We start from the raw sequence: 15,878 nt of genomic DNA, 5'->3' as shown, positions 1-15,878 counted from the left end.
TTGTTGTGCGGACGACCGATTGTGAATTTATATTCAATCACATTCACCTCGTACTATCTTTTCATCTTAATATCGTTTAAGTTGCTCACTTACCAAGTTTTTTCCTTGTTTTTTAGACAGACCATGGTTAAATGAAATTGTTACTTAGTGAACTTATTAAGTGCTAAGTAAATCCATCTCGGTGGTTTAGTGCGTCAATTTTCAAATCTCTCAATCTTTCTATTATGAGTTTGCTCCTCATAGGTGCTAAACCGCGTGGTTACCTAAAAAATGCCTCCCCGAAACAGGGAGGCATTTTTAGTTATCCAACCTAGTGGCTAAGTCTGACCACAGAACACCGCTGGCGCGCTAACCTGTGGTCTTTCCTTAGCCCACGGCCTGCTTTAATGGTTGAGGCACACTTCCCTATAAAATCGGCGACAACAACCGCGAGAAGGTCTGCTTAAAACGTAGGCCCAGTGGTTGGGCATCAAACATCTCCGGGGTAATCACCCGGCTGTCACGGACGTCGTTAATGAAGATTTGTTCTAGCTCATCAACTAACTGCCGGTCGTACAAGAAGGCGTTGATCTCAAAGTTGAGCTGAAAGGACCGGAAGTCGAGGTTGGCCGACCCCACCGCCGCCATCTTGCCGTCGATCGTCATTGTCTTGGCGTGCAAGAAGCCCACCTGGTAAGAATAAATCGTCACCCCTTCGTTGGCTAGGGCGCGGGCGTAATACTGGGTGGCCCGGTAAACAAAGGCGTGGTCGGGCATCGAAGGGATCATGATCCGGACGTCCACCCCGGAGTGGGCGGCAATCCGTAGGGCGTCGATCACCGAATCATCGGGAATCAGGTAGGGCGTCTGGATCCAAATATGGTCCTGGGCGGCGTTGATTAGGCGCAAGTAGCCGAGCTTGATGGCCTGCAGGGGGGCATCCGGCCCCGACGAGACAATCTGCATCGCCGTTTTTCCCTTGTTGAGGGCGGCCGAAGGAAAGTAGTCCTTAAAGTGGGTCAAGCGCTCGGCCGGCTTGACCGAGGCGTTCCAGTCACGCAAGAAGCACTGCTGGAGGCTGTAAACCCCGCCCCCTTGAATCCTTAGGTGGGTGTCGCGCCACGGGCCGAATTTCTTTAGCCGGCCTAGGTACTGATCACCGACGTTAAAGCCCCCCACGTAACCAATCTGGCCATCAATAACGACGATCTTACGGTGGTCGCGGTAGTTTAACCGAAAGTCTAAGAAATTAGAGTGGGTCATCAAAAAGGGACTGGCAAAGCCGCCGTTTTTACGTAGGTTATCGTAAAAGCTCTTCTTCACCCCCATTGAGCCCCAAGAATCGTACAGCACCCGCACCTCTACACCCGCGGCCGCCTTTTGTTCCAAGAGGGTCCGTAGGCGGTTGCCAATTTGGTCGTTGTAGATGGTGTAAAACTCAATGTGGATGCTTTGTTTGGCTTGCTCAATATCGGTTAGTAACCGGTTAAAAAAGGTAATCCCGGTGGTGAAGATTTCCACCTGGTTGTCCTCGCTCAAAAAGGACTCATCAATGCTTTGAAAGAGCATGATCGTTCGCCGGTAGGTTTGCACCAGGCTGTCCTCGGGGCGGGGCATCTCCACAAAGGCGGTCCGCTGTTCTTCAAAGGCGTCGTATAGGTGTTGGGCGGTTGGCGAACTAATCCGTTCCAGGCGTTTTTGGGGTAATTTCCGGCCCAAAAAGGCGTAAATGATAAAGCCGATCACCGGAATCATTAGCACCATTAGCCAGGCCCAAGTAGCGGCGATGTCCCGTTTTTCCCGGAAAACGGTCACCAGGGCCGCCACTTCGTTGATGATCACGATCACCAAAAGCGCCCACCTAATCAGGTCCCACGTTAAACCCATCACCAACACCCCCAAACGTTATGAATATCTTTATTTTAACGTAGTGGACCCGGAGAACCAAGAAATTCACTTCACTGACCAAAAAAAGAGGCTGGAAAACTTTTTCCAGTCTCTTTTTACAGCTATTCAAATGTTAGGCCTAGCCTTAGCCCACGGCCTGCCAAATGGTTGGTCCGCACTTACTTTTAACGTGCTCCCAACCACAGGCCTAGTGGCTAAGTACGGTCGGAGAACGATGCGTGCCGTATCAACCCCCGTCCTAGCTTAGCCCAACGGCCTGTCGAGAAGGTTGATCCGCACTTACTTTGCTTGTTCAATCACGACTTGGCCGTCCTTTAAGGTGGCCACGAGGTGCTTTTCGTCCAGGTGGTCGAGGTAGTAATCCGTCACCTTGTCACGGATCTCTTGTTCCACCACCCGCCGCAGTGGCCGGGCCCCCATCGTCTTGTCATAGCCCTTGTCAATCAGGTAGTTCTTCACTTCATCGGTCACCGTGACGTCCATCCCCTTCTTGGCCAAGGTTTCGTTAACCCCGGCTAACATCAGGTCGACGATTTGCTTTAAGTCGTCCTTGGTCAGGGCGTGGAATTCCACGATTGCGTTAAACCGGTTCAGGAATTCTGGCCGGAAGTACGGTTGCAACTTGTCCATCAACTTAGCGTCCTCGCCCGCCACGGCGTCGCTACTGAAGCCGGCGTTAGAGGTGGCGATGATGATGGTGTTCTTGAAGTCCACCGTGTTCCCTTGCCCATCGGTTAGGCGCCCATCATCTAAGACTTGCAAGAGCAAGGTGATGACTTGCGGGTTGGCCTTTTCGATTTCGTCGAGCAAGACGATCGAGTACGGGTGACGCCGTACCTTTTCGGTCAGGGTGTTGGAGTTATCGTCGTAACCCACGTAGCCAGCGGTGGTCCCGATCAACTTGGAAACCGCCGTCCGGTCGGTATATTCGGACATGTCGAGCCGGATGATGTCGTTGGTGGAACCAAACATATCGAGGGCTAGTTGCTTAGCCAATTCGGTCTTACCGACCCCGGTTGGGCCGACGAAAAGGAAGCTCCCAATTGGCCGGTTACCTTCATCAAAGCCGGCCCGGTTACGCCGGATCGCCCGGCTCACGGCTTCGACGGCCTCTTGTTGGCCGATAACCTTGCCTTCCAAACGGGTGGCTAAGCCCTTTAAGCGTTCGATATCGGAAGCACCCATCTTGGACACCGGGATCCCGGTCATCCGTTCAACGGCGGCGGCCACGTCACTCGGCGTTGCCACGACCCGTTCGGATTCGGAGTGGTCCTTGAGTTGGTCTTGCAACTTGGCCACCTGGTCCTTGGCCTCTTGGGCGGCTTGGTAATCCTCTTTTTCAACCGCTTCTTGTTGCTTGGCCTCGGCCTTTTTGATCTCCTCTTCAATCGTCTTGGCGTCCTTGACCGGGTGCTTGGAGGCCAGGTGAGCGGCCGTGACGTCAATCAAGTCGATCGCCTTGTCAGGTAAGGAGCGTTGCGGAATGTATTGAACCGAGTAATCGATGGCGGCCTTTAAGACGTCGTCGGGCAAGGAAACGTTGTGGTGCTTTTCGTACAGCTTACGCAAACCTTGCAGGATCTTGAAAGTGTCTTCCTTGCTCGGGGCGTTAACCGTTACTTGGTTGAACCGCCGAGATAAAGCGGCGTCCTTTAAAATCGTGTTACGGTACTCGTCTTGGGTGGTGGCCCCGATTAAGGTCACTTCACCGCGGGAAAGGGCCGGCTTTAAGATATCGGCCATCCCCTTGGAACCCGAGGCGTCGCCGGCGTTTCCGGCCCCGATGATTTGGTGAATTTCATCGAAGAAGAGGATCACGTTGCCGTCCTTTTTGACCTCGTCGATCAGCTTTTGCATGTTCTCTTCAAAGGAGCCCCGGTATTGGGTCCCGGCCTCCAAGCTGGAAATGTCAATCGAAATAATCTGCTTGTTCTTGATGGCAGCGGGAACGTCGCCGGCCACGATGGCTTGGGCTAGGCCCTCCACCACCGCCGTCTTGCCGACCCCGGCGTCACCGACTAACACTGGGTTGTTCTTGGTCCGCCGTGACAGAATCTCGGCGGTTTCTTGAATCTCCTTGTTACGGCCGATCACCGGGTCGAGCTTGCCTTCCTTGGCTTCTTGCGTCAAGTTGCGGCCGAGCTTAGCTAGCATGCTGTCTGGTTGTGGTTGCTTAGTTTTTGCTTGGGTTGGGTCAGTTACACCCGGGAGCTTCCCGGTCTGGCGAAAGGCGGCGTACTCTTCAGGCGTTACTTCGCGCCCGTTAATCAGGTAACGGCGGTTGTCGCTGTTGAACCCGTTCATTCCCCCCATGAGTTGGTTAAATAAGTCGTCCATGTCGTTGTTAAATGGATCTACTGGAATTCGTGCCATAATGCAATCCCCCTTGATTGTCATTTAAAGTGAGCGTGTAGAAAAGGGCCCATGTTAAACACCGTTAAACACCGACCCTGAGACTACACGTATTCTAATCATCATCGAATAAATACTGCTCCTCCAATTCCCGGAGGACCTGCCACATCTGCTTATGCTGGGCCTGGGCAATCGCGTCCAGGTCGCGCAAGTTGAGCGAAGTAGCTTTGGTTTGCTGCTTGTTAAACGACTTGTGTAAAGTGGTGTAGCCGTATCCGGAATCTTTAGCCACCCGGTAAATGGTCAGGTGGTTATTATCGAGGTAAGCCTTGATATCGATCCGCATGGTCCTCACTTCCTTTACGATTCTTAGTATACCACTTTTGCGATATAATACAAGTGTGAAACACACATTTTTCCCAAAAGTTTTTCTTGACTTTAATTAGAGAAAGATTAGAATATGGGTAACTTATTTTAACAAGGGGGTTCACCAATGCGCTCAGCCACGACACAACGAAACGCTTATCTGGCTTGGTTCTTTTTCGCTTCGGCCTAGGAACCAGCTTTCGTTGTGGTGGTTTCTAGGAAGCACTCCCGGAAACCACGCGCGGTGACCCGTCAAATGGGAACAAAGCGCCCGGGAGTTTTCCCGGGCGCTTTTTGTTTCCCCGTCTTCAGAAAGGAAGTCTTACCCATGCCGAAGATGAACCCAGCCCTCCGTGGTCGCTTTAATCATGATTTAACCAGCATCGCCCCTTCCAACATCCGGACCTTTGACGCGGAAGTCTCGTCAATCAAAGGAATTGTCAAACTGACCTTGGGGGAGCCGGACTTCAACGTTCCGACCGCCCTCAAAAACGCCGCCATTCAGGCAATTGAAGGTAACGACTCCCACTACACACCCAGCGTGGGAACGGCGGTGTTGCGCGAGGCAATCGCCCACTTCCTTTCCGATCGCTACGACCTAACTTACGACCCCGCCACCGAAATTGCGGTCACGGTCGGGGCGACCGAGGCGATCTTCGCCAGCTTCGAGGCGCTTTTAAACCCCGGTGACAAGGTCATCATTCCGACCCCAACCTTCCCGCTTTACGAGACGGTGGTCCAAATGCTCGGTGCCACCCCGGTCCTGGTTGACACCAGCGCCACCGACTTCGTCCTCACCCCGGCCCTGTTAGAGGAGACGCTCGTAAAAGAGGGGCCGGTCAAAGCCCTGCTCTTAAACTACCCGTCCAATCCAACCGGGGTCACTTACGACGCCACACAACTCCAGGACCTAGCGGCGGTTATCGAACCGACCGACCTCTTCGTGATCGCCGATGAAATCTACTCCGAATTGATTTACAGCGGTCACCACGCCTCCATTGCCACCTACCTACCGGGCCAAACCCTGGTCTTAAACGGGGCCTCCAAGTCCCACGCCATGACTGGTTACCGAATCGGCTTCGTGGCCGGGCCGGCGGAGCTAATGAAGGTCGTTTCGATGGTGCACTCAATGCTAGTAACCTCCCCGTCCAACCCGGCCATGGCCGCCGCCGTGCCGGCCTTCGGTTCTGAAGAGGGGCGCCAGGCTACTTTAACCATGAAACAAGCCTACCAAGAACGGCGTGACTTCATGCTCCAAGCTTTAAGCCAAGCCGGTTTTAAGGTTGCCAGCCCCAACGGCGCCTTTTACCTCTTCGCTAAGCTACCAACTAAGTTTGGCCAAGACGACGAGGCCTTTGCCACCGCCCTCGCTAAGGAAGGGGCGGTCGCCGTCATCCCCGGTTCCTTCTTTGGCCCCGGTGGTGAAGGCTACCTGCGCCTCTCATATGCCACCAGCATGGACAACCTGAAGCTCGCCGCCAGCCGTATCCAAGACTTTGTCGCCAGCCACTAAAAGGGAGAGACCAAGATGACTAAGATTTTAATGACCAGCGTTCGTGACGACGAACAAGCCGCCATCCAAGACTACGCCACTAGAAACCAAGTTGAGATCGTTACTAGCCCCCAGCCCATCGAAGAGGTACTAGAGCTAACCGCAGACGTAGACGGGGTGGTCATCCAACAGCGCAACCCACTGGGCAAGGAAGTCTACCCGACCCTCAAGGCCAACGGGCTCAAGCAAATCGCCACCCGAACGGCCGGCTACGACATGGTGGACCTCGCGGCTGCCAAGCAAAATGGCCTGAAGGTGACCAACGTGCCCGCCTACTCCCCCCGCTCGGTGGCTGAACACGCCCTGATGCAGATCTTCCGCCTCTTACGTAAGACCCCCGAGGTTGACCGCCGGGTCGCCGAAAACGACTACCGTTGGCCGGGACTGCAAGCCAAGGAAATCCACTCGGTAACAGTCGGCATCATCGGGGTCGGCCGAATTGGGGGGACCCTCGCCACCCTCTTACACGCCCTAAACGCCCGCGTGCTCGGTTACGACCTCAAGCCCCGCGAGGAAATGGAAGGGATTGTCGAATATGTTTCTAAAGAGGAACTCCTCCGGCAAAGTGACGTCGTTTCCCTCCACGTGGATTTGAACCCAACTTCTGAGGGTCTCTTAACCAAGGCCGAGTTTGACCAAATGAAGCCGGGCGCTAGCCTAGTCAACGCCAGCCGGGGACCGGTCGTCAACACCGCCGACCTAATTAACGCCTTAAAGGACGGTCCGCTCGCCTTTGCCGCCCTGGACACCGTGGAGGGTGAAGGGCCAATCTTTAACGCCGACCACCGACAGGACGGCCTGAAGGGTGAGCCACTAGTTGAGGAGCTCCACGCCATGGACAACGTGATTTTGACCCCGCACATCGCCTTTTTCACTAACATCGCCGTCCAAAACATGGTTGACATCTCCTTAGATGACGTCATTACGATCCTAAATGGGCAACCATCGGAACATGAAGTAGCGAACTAGGAAGTGCGGCCCAACCATCAAAGCAGGCCGTTGGGCGCCATATTATATCTAAAATAAGGCCGGGAAATAACTCCGTGTTTCCCGGCCTTTTAATGTAGTCACGAATTTTAGACAGAAAACCTGGTAAATAACCGCAGGCCTAGTGTCTAAGTACGGGCGAAGAACGGTGCGTTCCGTACCAACCGTTCGCCCTAGCTTAGTCATACGGCCTGCCGAGTGGGTTATTTACCACTCTGTTTTGCTTGCCTTTCCCCACCTCAGGGCGTTAAATAACCTTATTAATAAATAAGGGGATAGTATCAATGCAACAAGCAAAGAAACGACGGCTCTTAGCTAGCGTGGCCGCCGGGACGCTCGGCCTTTCCTACCTGACGGCCGAGTACCTCTTTAACTTCGCCTTCAAACGGGTCGATTACGTACCGGAAACCTCGGCGGACAAGCAAAAGTACGCCGCCCAGTACTGGCGCTACGTTGACTGGTTCAAAAAGGTTGAAAAAGAGCACTGGACCTGGTCGACCGATGACGGCGACGACCAGATGTCGGCCTACTTCATCCCGGCTGACGACAGTACCAAGGCAGTCATCATTTCCCACGGTTACAAGGGCAACGGCGAAACGATGGCGAATTATACTAAGATGTTTCACGAGCTGGGCTTTAACGTCTTATTACCCGACGACCGCGGCCACGGTCAATCCGCTGGCAAGTACATCTCCTTTGGCTGGCTCGACCGGCTCGATTACCTGACCTGGCTAAACCGGCTCATTAAACGGCTCGGCGCCCAAACTAAGCTCCTCTTATTCGGGGTCTCAATGGGCGGGGCGACGGTCGAGATGCTGAGCGGTGAAGACTTGCCGCCCCAGGTCAAAGCGATCATTGCCGACTGCGGCTACGCCTCGATTCACGAAGAGCTGACCTACCTGCTCAAGCGTCAGTTCCACCTACCCGAGTACCCGATCTACCCGCTGGTGTCGACGATCAACCGCCACCGTCTCGGCTACTACCTAGGTGACATCTCCTCGACCGAGCAACTCAAGAAAAACCACCGGCCGATCTTCTTTATCCACGGCGAAAAGGACACCTACGTCCCGGCCAGCATGGCGCTGGAAAATTACCAGGCCACCGACGCCCCCAAGGAACTCTGGATCGTCGACCACGCTAGCCACGCCGAGAGCTTTTGGCTTGACCCAACGGCCTACCGCGCCCACATCCAGGCCTTCTTGAACAAGTATTTTTACTAAATCTGGCGCCACCCTTATAATATTAGTAAACGCTTGCAGGAAGGTGAGATTAGTATGTGCACGAGCATCAACGTCATTACCCAGGACGGCTACCACGTCTTGGGGCGGACAATGGACTGGGACGACCTCTTAGTGTCGCCCATCTTCACCCCCCGTCACTACCAGTGGGCCTCGGTCTTTGACCACCGGGTCCACGAAAATCCCTACGCCATCATTGGTGGTGGCTCGATCACCGAGCGGCGAACCGACGTTTCCGACGGGGTCAACGAGTTTGGCTTGATGGCCCAAAAGCTGACCTTTAAAAACGGCGCCCGCCTGGTTGACGAGCGTCACCCCGACAAGGTCCAATTGGCCGCCTTTGAGCTAATCTTTTACTTGCTAGGCCACTTTAAATCGGTGGCTGACGTCGCGGCGCACCTGGATCAAATCGAACTAATGAGCGACGTCAACGCCGACGTGCCCTTTGGCTACTCCGAGCAACACTTTGTCTTGTCCGACCCCACCGGGCGTTGCGTGGTCATTGAACCCAGCGAGCACCCGCTCAAGCTGATCGATAACCCGCTCGGGATCATGACCAACATGCCCAAGTTCGACCACCAGCTGGAACGCCTGCAGGACTACCTAGACTTCACCCCGGACTTTTTGAACGGTACCCTGGCGCCGAACACCTTTCACGTCACCACCGGTAAGCTCTCGGGCAAGAAGACGCCACCCGGTGCCTACACCCCCAAGGGGCGCTACGTCCGGGCCGCCTACATGAAAGAACTGGCCGACCAACCGGCATCAAAAGACGAGGCGCTGGCCACCACCTGGCACCTGCTCGATTCGGTCACCGTCCCCAAGAGTAAGGCCCACCGGCCAACCTTCTCGGTGTACCGGGCGGCCACCGTTGCTGAGGACCGCACCTACTACTTCCAGTCCTACCACCAGGCCCAGGTGACCTCGGTAAAGCTGACTGACGACTTGTTAAAGCGAGCCACCCCGCTCGTCTTTGACACCGCCGACGTTTGGGCGCCGGTGAAATTGAACTAACTAATCGAATGTAGAGACCCAGAGAAAACATCTTTCCCCGAGCCTCTTTTTTATACCCACGGATTAGCAAATTAGACAAATCTCCGTCATATCTCGCTAATAAAGAGTTTTTTGTTATAATTTAATAACTATTGTCTATTAGGAGGGGGTAACATGCTAACAGTAACCCAGGTCTCCAAGTCCTTTGGTGATTTGACCGCCGTCAACGACCTTAGTTTTCACGTTAACCGCGGGGAAGCCCTTGGCTTAGTGGGCCAAAACGGGGCTGGTAAATCCACCACCTTCAAGATGCTGCTAAATTTTCTGACGCCGGATACGGGTACCATCACCTTTGACGGTTAGCCCATCAGCGAGTCTCTCCTTAACCGATTGGGCTTTTTGCCCGAGGAACGGGGATTGTACATGGACATGACCATTAAAGATCAGGTGACCTACTTCGCTAACCTGCACAATTACCCGACTACCAAAGTCACCCAGGAACTTCCCGGGTGGCTGCGACGCCTCAACGTAAGCGGTGGCCATTTCCCTCCTGAGCGCCGTCTTGATGTACCTCTTCGCTCAACGCACCTACGTCAACAACATCTTCACTTACCGCTCGGAGACACCCCTCAAATACTTAACTAACAAGCTACTGCGCCGCAACTAAATGGGGCTAGCAGACGAATAAAAGCCAACCACTTCGCAATTGATCATGCAAAGTGGTTGGCTTTTTACGTAAGATCAGGCTTTTAACTCAACCGTTCCTTCAGCTTAGCCAAGCTAACCTGGTCGGTACGATCAAAGCGGGCCGCCGCTTCCTTGAGGTCGCTGGCCGGTCCAATTCCGATCGACAGCTCGCCGGCCGCGTTAATGGCGGCAACCCCGGCCTGGGCGTCTTCCACGCCGGCAACCTGGGCGGGGGCAAGGTCTAACATCTCGGCGGCGGCCAAATAGATATCGGGCGCCGGCTTGCCGTGGGCGACGCTAGCGGGGTCGACCACCCCTTCAAAGACGTCTTCTAACTGCAGGTACTTGAGGACCGTCGGCGCGTTCTTGGAAGCCGAAGCTAAGACCAGCCGGTAGCCGGCGGCCTGGAGTTCGGCTAAGAAGGCCGGCATCCCCGGCAGGGCGTCTGACGGCGTCAGGGTCTTGACTAGCTCTTGGTAGCGGTCGTTCTTGCTGGTGGCCAGGGCGACCTTTTCTTCCTGACTGTACTCACCCTGGTGGCCGCCTGCCTTTAGGATCAGCTCCAAGGAATCCATCCGGCCAACTCCCTTGAGGCTCGCCTCCAGTTCCGGCGTCCAGGGCGTCTGGACCTGGTCGGCCAGTTCGTGCCAGGCCTGGGTGTGAAAGCGGGCGGTGTCGGCGATCACCCCGTCTAAGTCAAAGGCAAAGCCGGCAATATCTGCAAAGTTCATGGCGAAAATCTCCTTTGTTCGTGGTTACTTTCATTGTACGGGCGCCGGTCAAGTGATTTCCTGGGAAATAGCCACTTCGGAGGCCTTAAAGTCCGGTTTATTGGCCTTCCCCCCGGTAAATTCCTGGGAAAAAAGGAGGGGCGCCGCTACTTTAATTCGGTTAATTGGTCACCCAATTCGACTTTTAACGGTTCCCCGCTCAGCAGTTGCAAGTGGGTGCCGTCAGCGTCCACCCGTACCTGAATCGTGCGGCCACGGAAGACCTGGTTGAATTGGTAGGCCGTCCAGTTCTTCGGTAAGAACGGGGCGTAATGCAAGCGCCCGTCTCTAATCCGCATCCCGGCAAAGCCCTGGACAATGTCCAACCAGGCTCCGGTCATCGAGGTGATGTGTAAACCGTCGTCGGTGTCGTTGTTGTAATTATCCAGGTCCAGCCGCGCCGAGCGTTGGTAGAGCTCAACGGCCTTATCCTCGTCGCCCAGGTCGGCGGCCACGATCGAGTAAACCGACGGCGACAGGCTCGATTCGTGCACCGTGAACTGCTCGTAAAAGTCGAAGTTTTTCCGCTTTTGTTCCGGCGTAAAGTCGTCGATAAAGTCCCAGATCCCCTGGATGACGTCCCCTTGCTTGACGTAAGGTGAGCGCAGGATCTTATCCCAAGACCAGTGTTGGTTGAGCGGCAGCTGGTCGCTAGGGATTTGGGCAACCGGCACCAAATCCTTGTCCAAGAAGGCGTCGTTTTCCGGGAAGATCCCCTTGTCGGCGTCCTCTGGCAGGTACATGTTGTCGGCGATCGCCTTAAAGAGCCGCCGTTCGTCTTCGGTCACCGCCAGGTCCTTTAAGACGTCCTCATCGACTTGGTCCAAGATTTCCAGGGTGTATTGGAGGCTCCACTGGCACAAGAGGTTGGTGTACCAGTCGTTGTTAACGTTGTTGTCGTACTCGTTGGGCCCGGTCACCCCGTGGAGTAGGTACTTGTTCTTGCGCTGGGAGTAGTGGACCCGGTCGGCCCAAAAGCGTGCCGTTTCAACCAGGACCTTGGCCCCTTCGTGCAAGACGTAGGAGGTATCGCCGGTGTAGCGGGTGTAGTTATAAATGGCGTAGGCAATATCGCCGTTACGGTGAAGTTCTTCAAAGGTGATCTCCCACTCGTTGTGGCACTCGATCCCGTTGAAGGTCACCATCGGGAACAGGGCCCCCTTTAACCCCTGCTCCTTGGCGTTAACGTAAGCGCCCGGTAGCTGGTGGTAACGGTAGTACAAGAGGTTCTTGGCGACTTGCGGGTCGGCCACCCCAAGGTATACCGGCAGGCAGTACGCCTCGGTGTCCCAGTAAGTGGCCCCGCCGTACTTTTCGCCGGTGAAGCCCTTTGGCGAGATGTTTAAACGGCTGTCGTTGCCGTAGTAGGTTGAGAAAAGCTGGAAGAGGTTGAAGCGGATCCCCTGTTGGGCCTCGTCATCGCCTTCGATCACCACGTCGGACTTGGCCCAGCGCTGGGCCCATTGACTGACGTGGGCGGCCACCAGGTCGTCGTAGCTAACCTGGTCGACTTGGGAAACTAAGTCCTGGGCCGCCGCCACCAGTTCCGCTTGGTCGGCATAGTCTCGTGAGGTGGTCACGATCGTCCGCTTTTCCAGGGTGACGCTTTGCCCAGCGGCCACGTGGCCGGCGAAGTGGTTAGCAACCTGCTTGGCTTCCACGGCGTCGCCAACGTGGGGAAGGTCGGTCTTGACGCTGGTTTGCATGGCAACCGTAAACTGCGGGGTGCCAAAGTCGTTTGCCTTGGTTTGGGAAACCAGCAGGGCGCCCTTACCGCTTGCTTTTCGGTCTAGGACTTGCCAGAACTGTTCGTCGTAGTTGGCGTCTTGGTTGTAAACGTCGGCGTCGATTTGAGCGCTGATCGCCAGGTCGATTTCAGCAGGGCTTTGCACCGTCAACCGTTGGCCCACCAATTCCTTTTGGACCGCCGAGACAAAGCGTTCAAACTTTAGGGTGACCGGGGCGCCGCCAACCGTGGCCGTCACCGTCCGGGTTAGGGTGCCCCGCCGCATGTCGAGGTCCAAGTTAAAGTCGGTTGGGGTTTGCTTGGCAAAGTCGACTTGTTCGCCGTTAACTGCAATCGTCAGCTTCATGAAGTTGACGGCGTTGATCATCTTGCCAAAGTACTTGGGGTAGCCGTTTTTCCACCAGCCGACCCGGGTCTTGTCCGGAAACCAGACCCCACCTAGGTAAACGCCTTGCAAGGTCGCATCGGAATAGCCTTCTTCAAAAAAGCCCCGCATCCCCAGGTTTTCGTTGGCCAGGGCGGTTATCGATTCTTGCAGTAACTTGTCTTCTGGTGCCCACTTGGTCGTCGTAACGTGCCAAGGGCTAACTTCAAATGTTCGTTTCATGGTTGCTTCTCCTTACTTGACATAGGTTTCTTTTTACTTGACATAGGTTTCTTTGATCGTGGTGACGGACAACGCCCCAAGCAACATCACAATCCCGGCTAAGAGGAACATGTTAACTTGAGAGCCGCCCAACATTGGGAAGAGGGCAAAGGAGGCCAAGGAGGCCACAATCTGCGGCAGGCAGATCGAGCCGTTGAACAGCCCCAGGTAAGTCCCCATGTGCTTCCCGGTCAGGGCGTTGGTCACGATCGTCAACGGGTAGGTGTTCATCCCGGCCCAGGCAATTCCGACCAAGGCGTAAGAAAGGATCAAGACGTACTGGTTGTGAACGAAGAAAATTGAGGCGAACCCGGCGGCCCCGAGCAAGAGGCTGCCCCCGTAACCGAGCTTGTGGTATTGGTTCGGCACCTTGGCTAAGACGTAGGACCAAACCACGGCGGCGATTGATTGGACGGCGGCTAAAACCCCGTACCAGTTCCCGGCCGCTTGGTAGGCGGCGGAAGTAGCGTTGGTGGTGTGCCAAACGTTTTGGGCGATTGCCCCCGCCGAGTAGGTCCACAGGTATTGGAAGGCAAACCAGCAGAAGAATTGTACTAAGGTCACGGTCCAAAAGGCCTTTGGGGCGTGCTTTAACAGTGTTAACCAGCTTTCACCCTTTTGGTTATCGGCCTCTTCAATCCCGTGGTACAGGGCGTAAGTGGCCGGGTCGTATTCCTTAACCTTGAGCACCGTAAATAAACTAGTGATGACTAACAGAGCGGCGCCGACATAAAAGGCCACCACGACGGATTGGGGAACGACCCCCTTCTTAGCCGTGTTGGCGACCCCTAAGAGGGTGAAGAGGAAGGGGAAGATGGCGGCTAAGACGGCCCCGGTGTTGGATAAGAAACTCTGAATCCCGTAAGCGTAGGACTTTTGGTCGTCGTTAACCATGTCACCGACCATCATCTTGAACGGTTGCATGGCCACGTTTGAGGACAGGTCCAAAAAGGCCACCGTGATCGCCCCGAACCACAGGGCGGCTAGCGAGCCGTAACCAAAACCAAAACTCCCCGAGTTAGGCAAGAGGATCATCACGATCACGGCGACAATCGTCCCCAATAAGAGGTAAGGCAGGCGCCGGCCCCCCAGTTTAGGCGCCCAGGTCCGGTCCGAATAGGTCCCGATGATCGGCTGGACGATCAACCCCGCCAGTGGTGGCAAGATGAAGAACCAGCCCAGGTTATTCGGGTCAGCCCCAATCGTTTGAAAGATCCGGCTCATTTGGGAACTTTGCAGGGTAAAGGCGGTTTGCACGCCCAAAAAACCGAAGTTGATCATCCAGATCATGCTCTTGGGCAGGGTTGGCAAACCAGTTGTTGTCTTTTGCGAACTCATTTCTCCACTCCAATCTGCTTGTCTCCTCCTTTGGGTGGATCCCTCCCCAAAGAAAGCGATTTATCTTTTCGTCAGGAGTAAATATAGCAGACTATTTTCTTTTGTGCAACCGTTTGCACAAAATTTGCACAAAAAAAATGGAAGTGCGACCCAACCTCCTCGACGGGCCGTTGGGCTAAGCTAGGATGGGGGTTGATGCGGTACGCATCGTTCTCCGGCCGTACTTAGCCACTAGGCCCGTGGTTGGGGAGCACGTTATTGGAAGTGCGACCCACCGCGGAAATTTAAGAAATGCCTAGATCACAAAAAGCCCGGACTAGAGCAATCAATCACGATTGCCTTAGTCCGGGATTCATTTAAGTAGGCTGATTGTCCCCTACTACAGGGCAAAGGAAATAAATTGGTGGTCGGCTTGGCGGTTGAAGAGTAGCTCCACGGCGGCGATCCCCAACTGACGAGGGCGCAGATCTACCCGGTCAATCGCGGGTAAGAGCCGGCCCAGCAACCGGCTATTGTTAAAGCAAATGATCGCTAATTGGTCTTGGCGCCCCAAGGCTTCTAGTTGGCGGTAGATCTGCAGGAACAAGATGTCGTCGGCACAGACCAGCCCGTCAATTTCCGGGTGTTGGGCAAAAAATTGTGGGGCGTTGTCTTCTTCAACCACCCACTCGGTTCCACCCAGGCCGCGTTCGTTGAGGCACTGGCGGCACCCTAACCGGCGGTCGACTTCAAAGGTCCAGTGGTGCGGCGAGGTAACGAAAGCCACGTGCTGACAGTGGTGGTCGTCCAGCAGCTTTTGGGTCGCTAAAAAACCGGCCTGAATGTTGTCGTTGTCGACGAAGCGATCACCCTGCTTTTCTGGGTGACCGATGACGACAAAGTTCATTCCGGCGTCCCGGAGGTAGTCGGTGACCGGGTCCTTTTCCTTGGTGTACAGTAACAAGAAGTTGTGCACTTTGGATTGGGTGACCATCGACTTGACCGTTTCTAACAGCCGTTCTTCGGTTTCGGTAATCGCCACCATCATCGTGTAGTGGCGCTGCTCTAAAGCCACCCCGGCCCCGCGCATCAAATCGATGTGAAAGGGGTTAGCCAGGGCGCTTTGGTCGGTCACCGGAAAGACCAACCCGACCATGTTGGCCTCTCCCCGGGTCAACGTTTGGGCGTTGTAGTTGGGGGAGTAGCCCAGTTCCGCCGCGATCTGCTTGACCTTGGTTCGGGTCGCTTCGCTAATGCGGGGGTTGTCGTTTAGGGCGCGTGAAGCCGTCGAAATCGACACTCCCGCTAACTTCGCAATATCTTTGATCGTCGCCAT

Annotated in this window: 13 protein-coding genes; 6 read left to right on the top strand and 7 right to left on the bottom strand. The window is 55.0% G+C overall.

The window, feature by feature from the left end; genetic code table 11:
* Window positions 1-405: 405 nt before the first annotated feature.
* From cls to FG166_RS00470, 3 genes are all read right to left on the bottom strand, one after another.
* Window positions 406-1,866: a cardiolipin synthase gene (cls, locus tag FG166_RS00480; protein ID WP_024500594.1), complete on the bottom strand. Its 1,461-nt coding sequence runs from the start codon at window positions 1,864-1,866 to the stop codon at window positions 406-408.
* A 300-nt stretch (window positions 1,867-2,166) separates the two neighbouring features.
* Window positions 2,167-4,260, bottom strand: a complete 2,094-nt coding sequence (locus FG166_RS00475) for an ATP-dependent Clp protease ATP-binding subunit (RefSeq protein ID WP_035430860.1) — start codon at window positions 4,258-4,260, stop codon at window positions 2,167-2,169.
* Window positions 4,261-4,354: 94 nt separating this feature from the next.
* Window positions 4,355-4,585, bottom strand: coding sequence for a hypothetical protein (locus tag FG166_RS00470; RefSeq protein ID WP_003682330.1), 231 nt, complete (start codon window positions 4,583-4,585; stop codon window positions 4,355-4,357).
* Window positions 4,586-4,933: 348 nt separating this feature from the next.
* Here FG166_RS00470 and FG166_RS00465 point away from each other — a divergent pair, with 348 nt between their 5' ends.
* The 6 genes from FG166_RS00465 (at window position 4,934) to FG166_RS00440 (ending at window position 10,042) form a co-directional block, all read left to right on the top strand.
* Entirely contained in the window at window positions 4,934-6,118 is a 1,185-nt protein-coding gene (locus FG166_RS00465) for an aminotransferase class I/II-fold pyridoxal phosphate-dependent enzyme (protein WP_012390668.1), read from the top strand.
* A 15-nt stretch (window positions 6,119-6,133) separates the two neighbouring features.
* Window positions 6,134-7,126, top strand: coding sequence for a D-2-hydroxyacid dehydrogenase (locus FG166_RS00460; RefSeq protein WP_003682328.1), 993 nt, complete (start codon window positions 6,134-6,136; stop codon window positions 7,124-7,126).
* A gap of 302 nt (window positions 7,127-7,428) precedes the next feature.
* Window positions 7,429-8,364: an alpha/beta hydrolase gene (locus FG166_RS00455; protein ID WP_003682327.1), complete on the top strand. Its 936-nt coding sequence runs from the start codon at window positions 7,429-7,431 to the stop codon at window positions 8,362-8,364.
* A gap of 54 nt (window positions 8,365-8,418) precedes the next feature.
* The gene (locus tag FG166_RS00450; protein WP_003682326.1) at window positions 8,419-9,396 is read left to right on the top strand and encodes a choloylglycine hydrolase family protein; all 978 of its coding nucleotides are present in this window, start codon (window positions 8,419-8,421) and stop codon (window positions 9,394-9,396) included.
* Window positions 9,397-9,549: 153 nt separating this feature from the next.
* A complete protein-coding gene (locus tag FG166_RS00445) occupies window positions 9,550-9,738 on the top strand; it encodes an ATP-binding cassette domain-containing protein (protein ID WP_003682325.1) in 189 nt (62 codons plus the stop codon).
* 172 nt (window positions 9,739-9,910) lie between these two features.
* Window positions 9,911-10,042: a hypothetical protein gene (locus FG166_RS00440; RefSeq protein ID WP_003682324.1), complete on the top strand. Its 132-nt coding sequence runs from the start codon at window positions 9,911-9,913 to the stop codon at window positions 10,040-10,042.
* Window positions 10,043-10,124: 82 nt separating this feature from the next.
* On the opposite strand, the gene pgmB is transcribed toward FG166_RS00440, so the two are convergent.
* The 4 genes from pgmB to FG166_RS00420 all read right to left on the bottom strand — a co-directional run bounded on the left by pgmB (window position 10,125) and on the right by FG166_RS00420 (window position 15,878).
* Window positions 10,125-10,793, bottom strand: coding sequence for a beta-phosphoglucomutase (gene pgmB / locus FG166_RS00435; RefSeq protein WP_003682323.1), 669 nt, complete (start codon window positions 10,791-10,793; stop codon window positions 10,125-10,127).
* 146 nt (window positions 10,794-10,939) lie between these two features.
* Complete coding sequence (locus tag FG166_RS00430) at window positions 10,940-13,186, bottom strand: glycoside hydrolase family 65 protein (RefSeq protein WP_003682322.1); 2,247 nt, start codon at window positions 13,184-13,186, stop codon at window positions 10,940-10,942.
* A gap of 33 nt (window positions 13,187-13,219) precedes the next feature.
* Window positions 13,220-14,563, bottom strand: coding sequence for an SLC45 family MFS transporter (locus tag FG166_RS00425; protein WP_024500589.1), 1,344 nt, complete (start codon window positions 14,561-14,563; stop codon window positions 13,220-13,222).
* A 379-nt stretch (window positions 14,564-14,942) separates the two neighbouring features.
* Complete coding sequence (locus FG166_RS00420) at window positions 14,943-15,878, bottom strand: LacI family DNA-binding transcriptional regulator (protein WP_003682320.1); 936 nt, start codon at window positions 15,876-15,878, stop codon at window positions 14,943-14,945.

The organism is Limosilactobacillus fermentum (genome assembly GCF_013394085.1).
In the GTDB taxonomy this organism is placed as follows: Bacteria; Bacillota; Bacilli; order Lactobacillales; family Lactobacillaceae; genus Limosilactobacillus; species Limosilactobacillus fermentum.
Note: the sequence above shows the minus strand (reverse complement) of the source record. Positions and strands in the feature narration are given on the sequence as shown.

Excerpts from the sequence above, each read along its gene's own strand:
- cls (WP_024500594.1), bottom strand. The coding sequence starts at position 1,866 with ATGGGTTTAACGTGGGACCTGATTAGGTGGGCGCTTTTGGTGATCGTG.
- FG166_RS00475 (WP_035430860.1), bottom strand. The coding sequence starts at position 4,260 with ATGGCACGAATTCCAGTAGATCCATTTAACAACGACATGGACGACTTA.
- FG166_RS00470 (WP_003682330.1), bottom strand. The coding sequence starts at position 4,585 with ATGCGGATCGATATCAAGGCTTACCTCGATAATAACCACCTGACCATT.
- FG166_RS00465 (WP_012390668.1), top strand. The coding sequence starts at position 4,934 with ATGCCGAAGATGAACCCAGCCCTCCGTGGTCGCTTTAATCATGATTTA.
- FG166_RS00460 (WP_003682328.1), top strand. The coding sequence starts at position 6,134 with ATGACTAAGATTTTAATGACCAGCGTTCGTGACGACGAACAAGCCGCC.
- FG166_RS00455 (WP_003682327.1), top strand. The coding sequence starts at position 7,429 with ATGCAACAAGCAAAGAAACGACGGCTCTTAGCTAGCGTGGCCGCCGGG.
- FG166_RS00450 (WP_003682326.1), top strand. The coding sequence starts at position 8,419 with ATGTGCACGAGCATCAACGTCATTACCCAGGACGGCTACCACGTCTTG.
- FG166_RS00445 (WP_003682325.1), top strand. The coding sequence starts at position 9,550 with ATGCTAACAGTAACCCAGGTCTCCAAGTCCTTTGGTGATTTGACCGCC.
- pgmB (WP_003682323.1), bottom strand. The coding sequence starts at position 10,793 with ATGAACTTTGCAGATATTGCCGGCTTTGCCTTTGACTTAGACGGGGTG.
- FG166_RS00430 (WP_003682322.1), bottom strand. The coding sequence starts at position 13,186 with ATGAAACGAACATTTGAAGTTAGCCCTTGGCACGTTACGACGACCAAG.
- FG166_RS00425 (WP_024500589.1), bottom strand. The coding sequence starts at position 14,563 with ATGAGTTCGCAAAAGACAACAACTGGTTTGCCAACCCTGCCCAAGAGC.
- FG166_RS00420 (WP_003682320.1), bottom strand. The coding sequence starts at position 15,878 with ATGGCGACGATCAAAGATATTGCGAAGTTAGCGGGAGTGTCGATTTCG.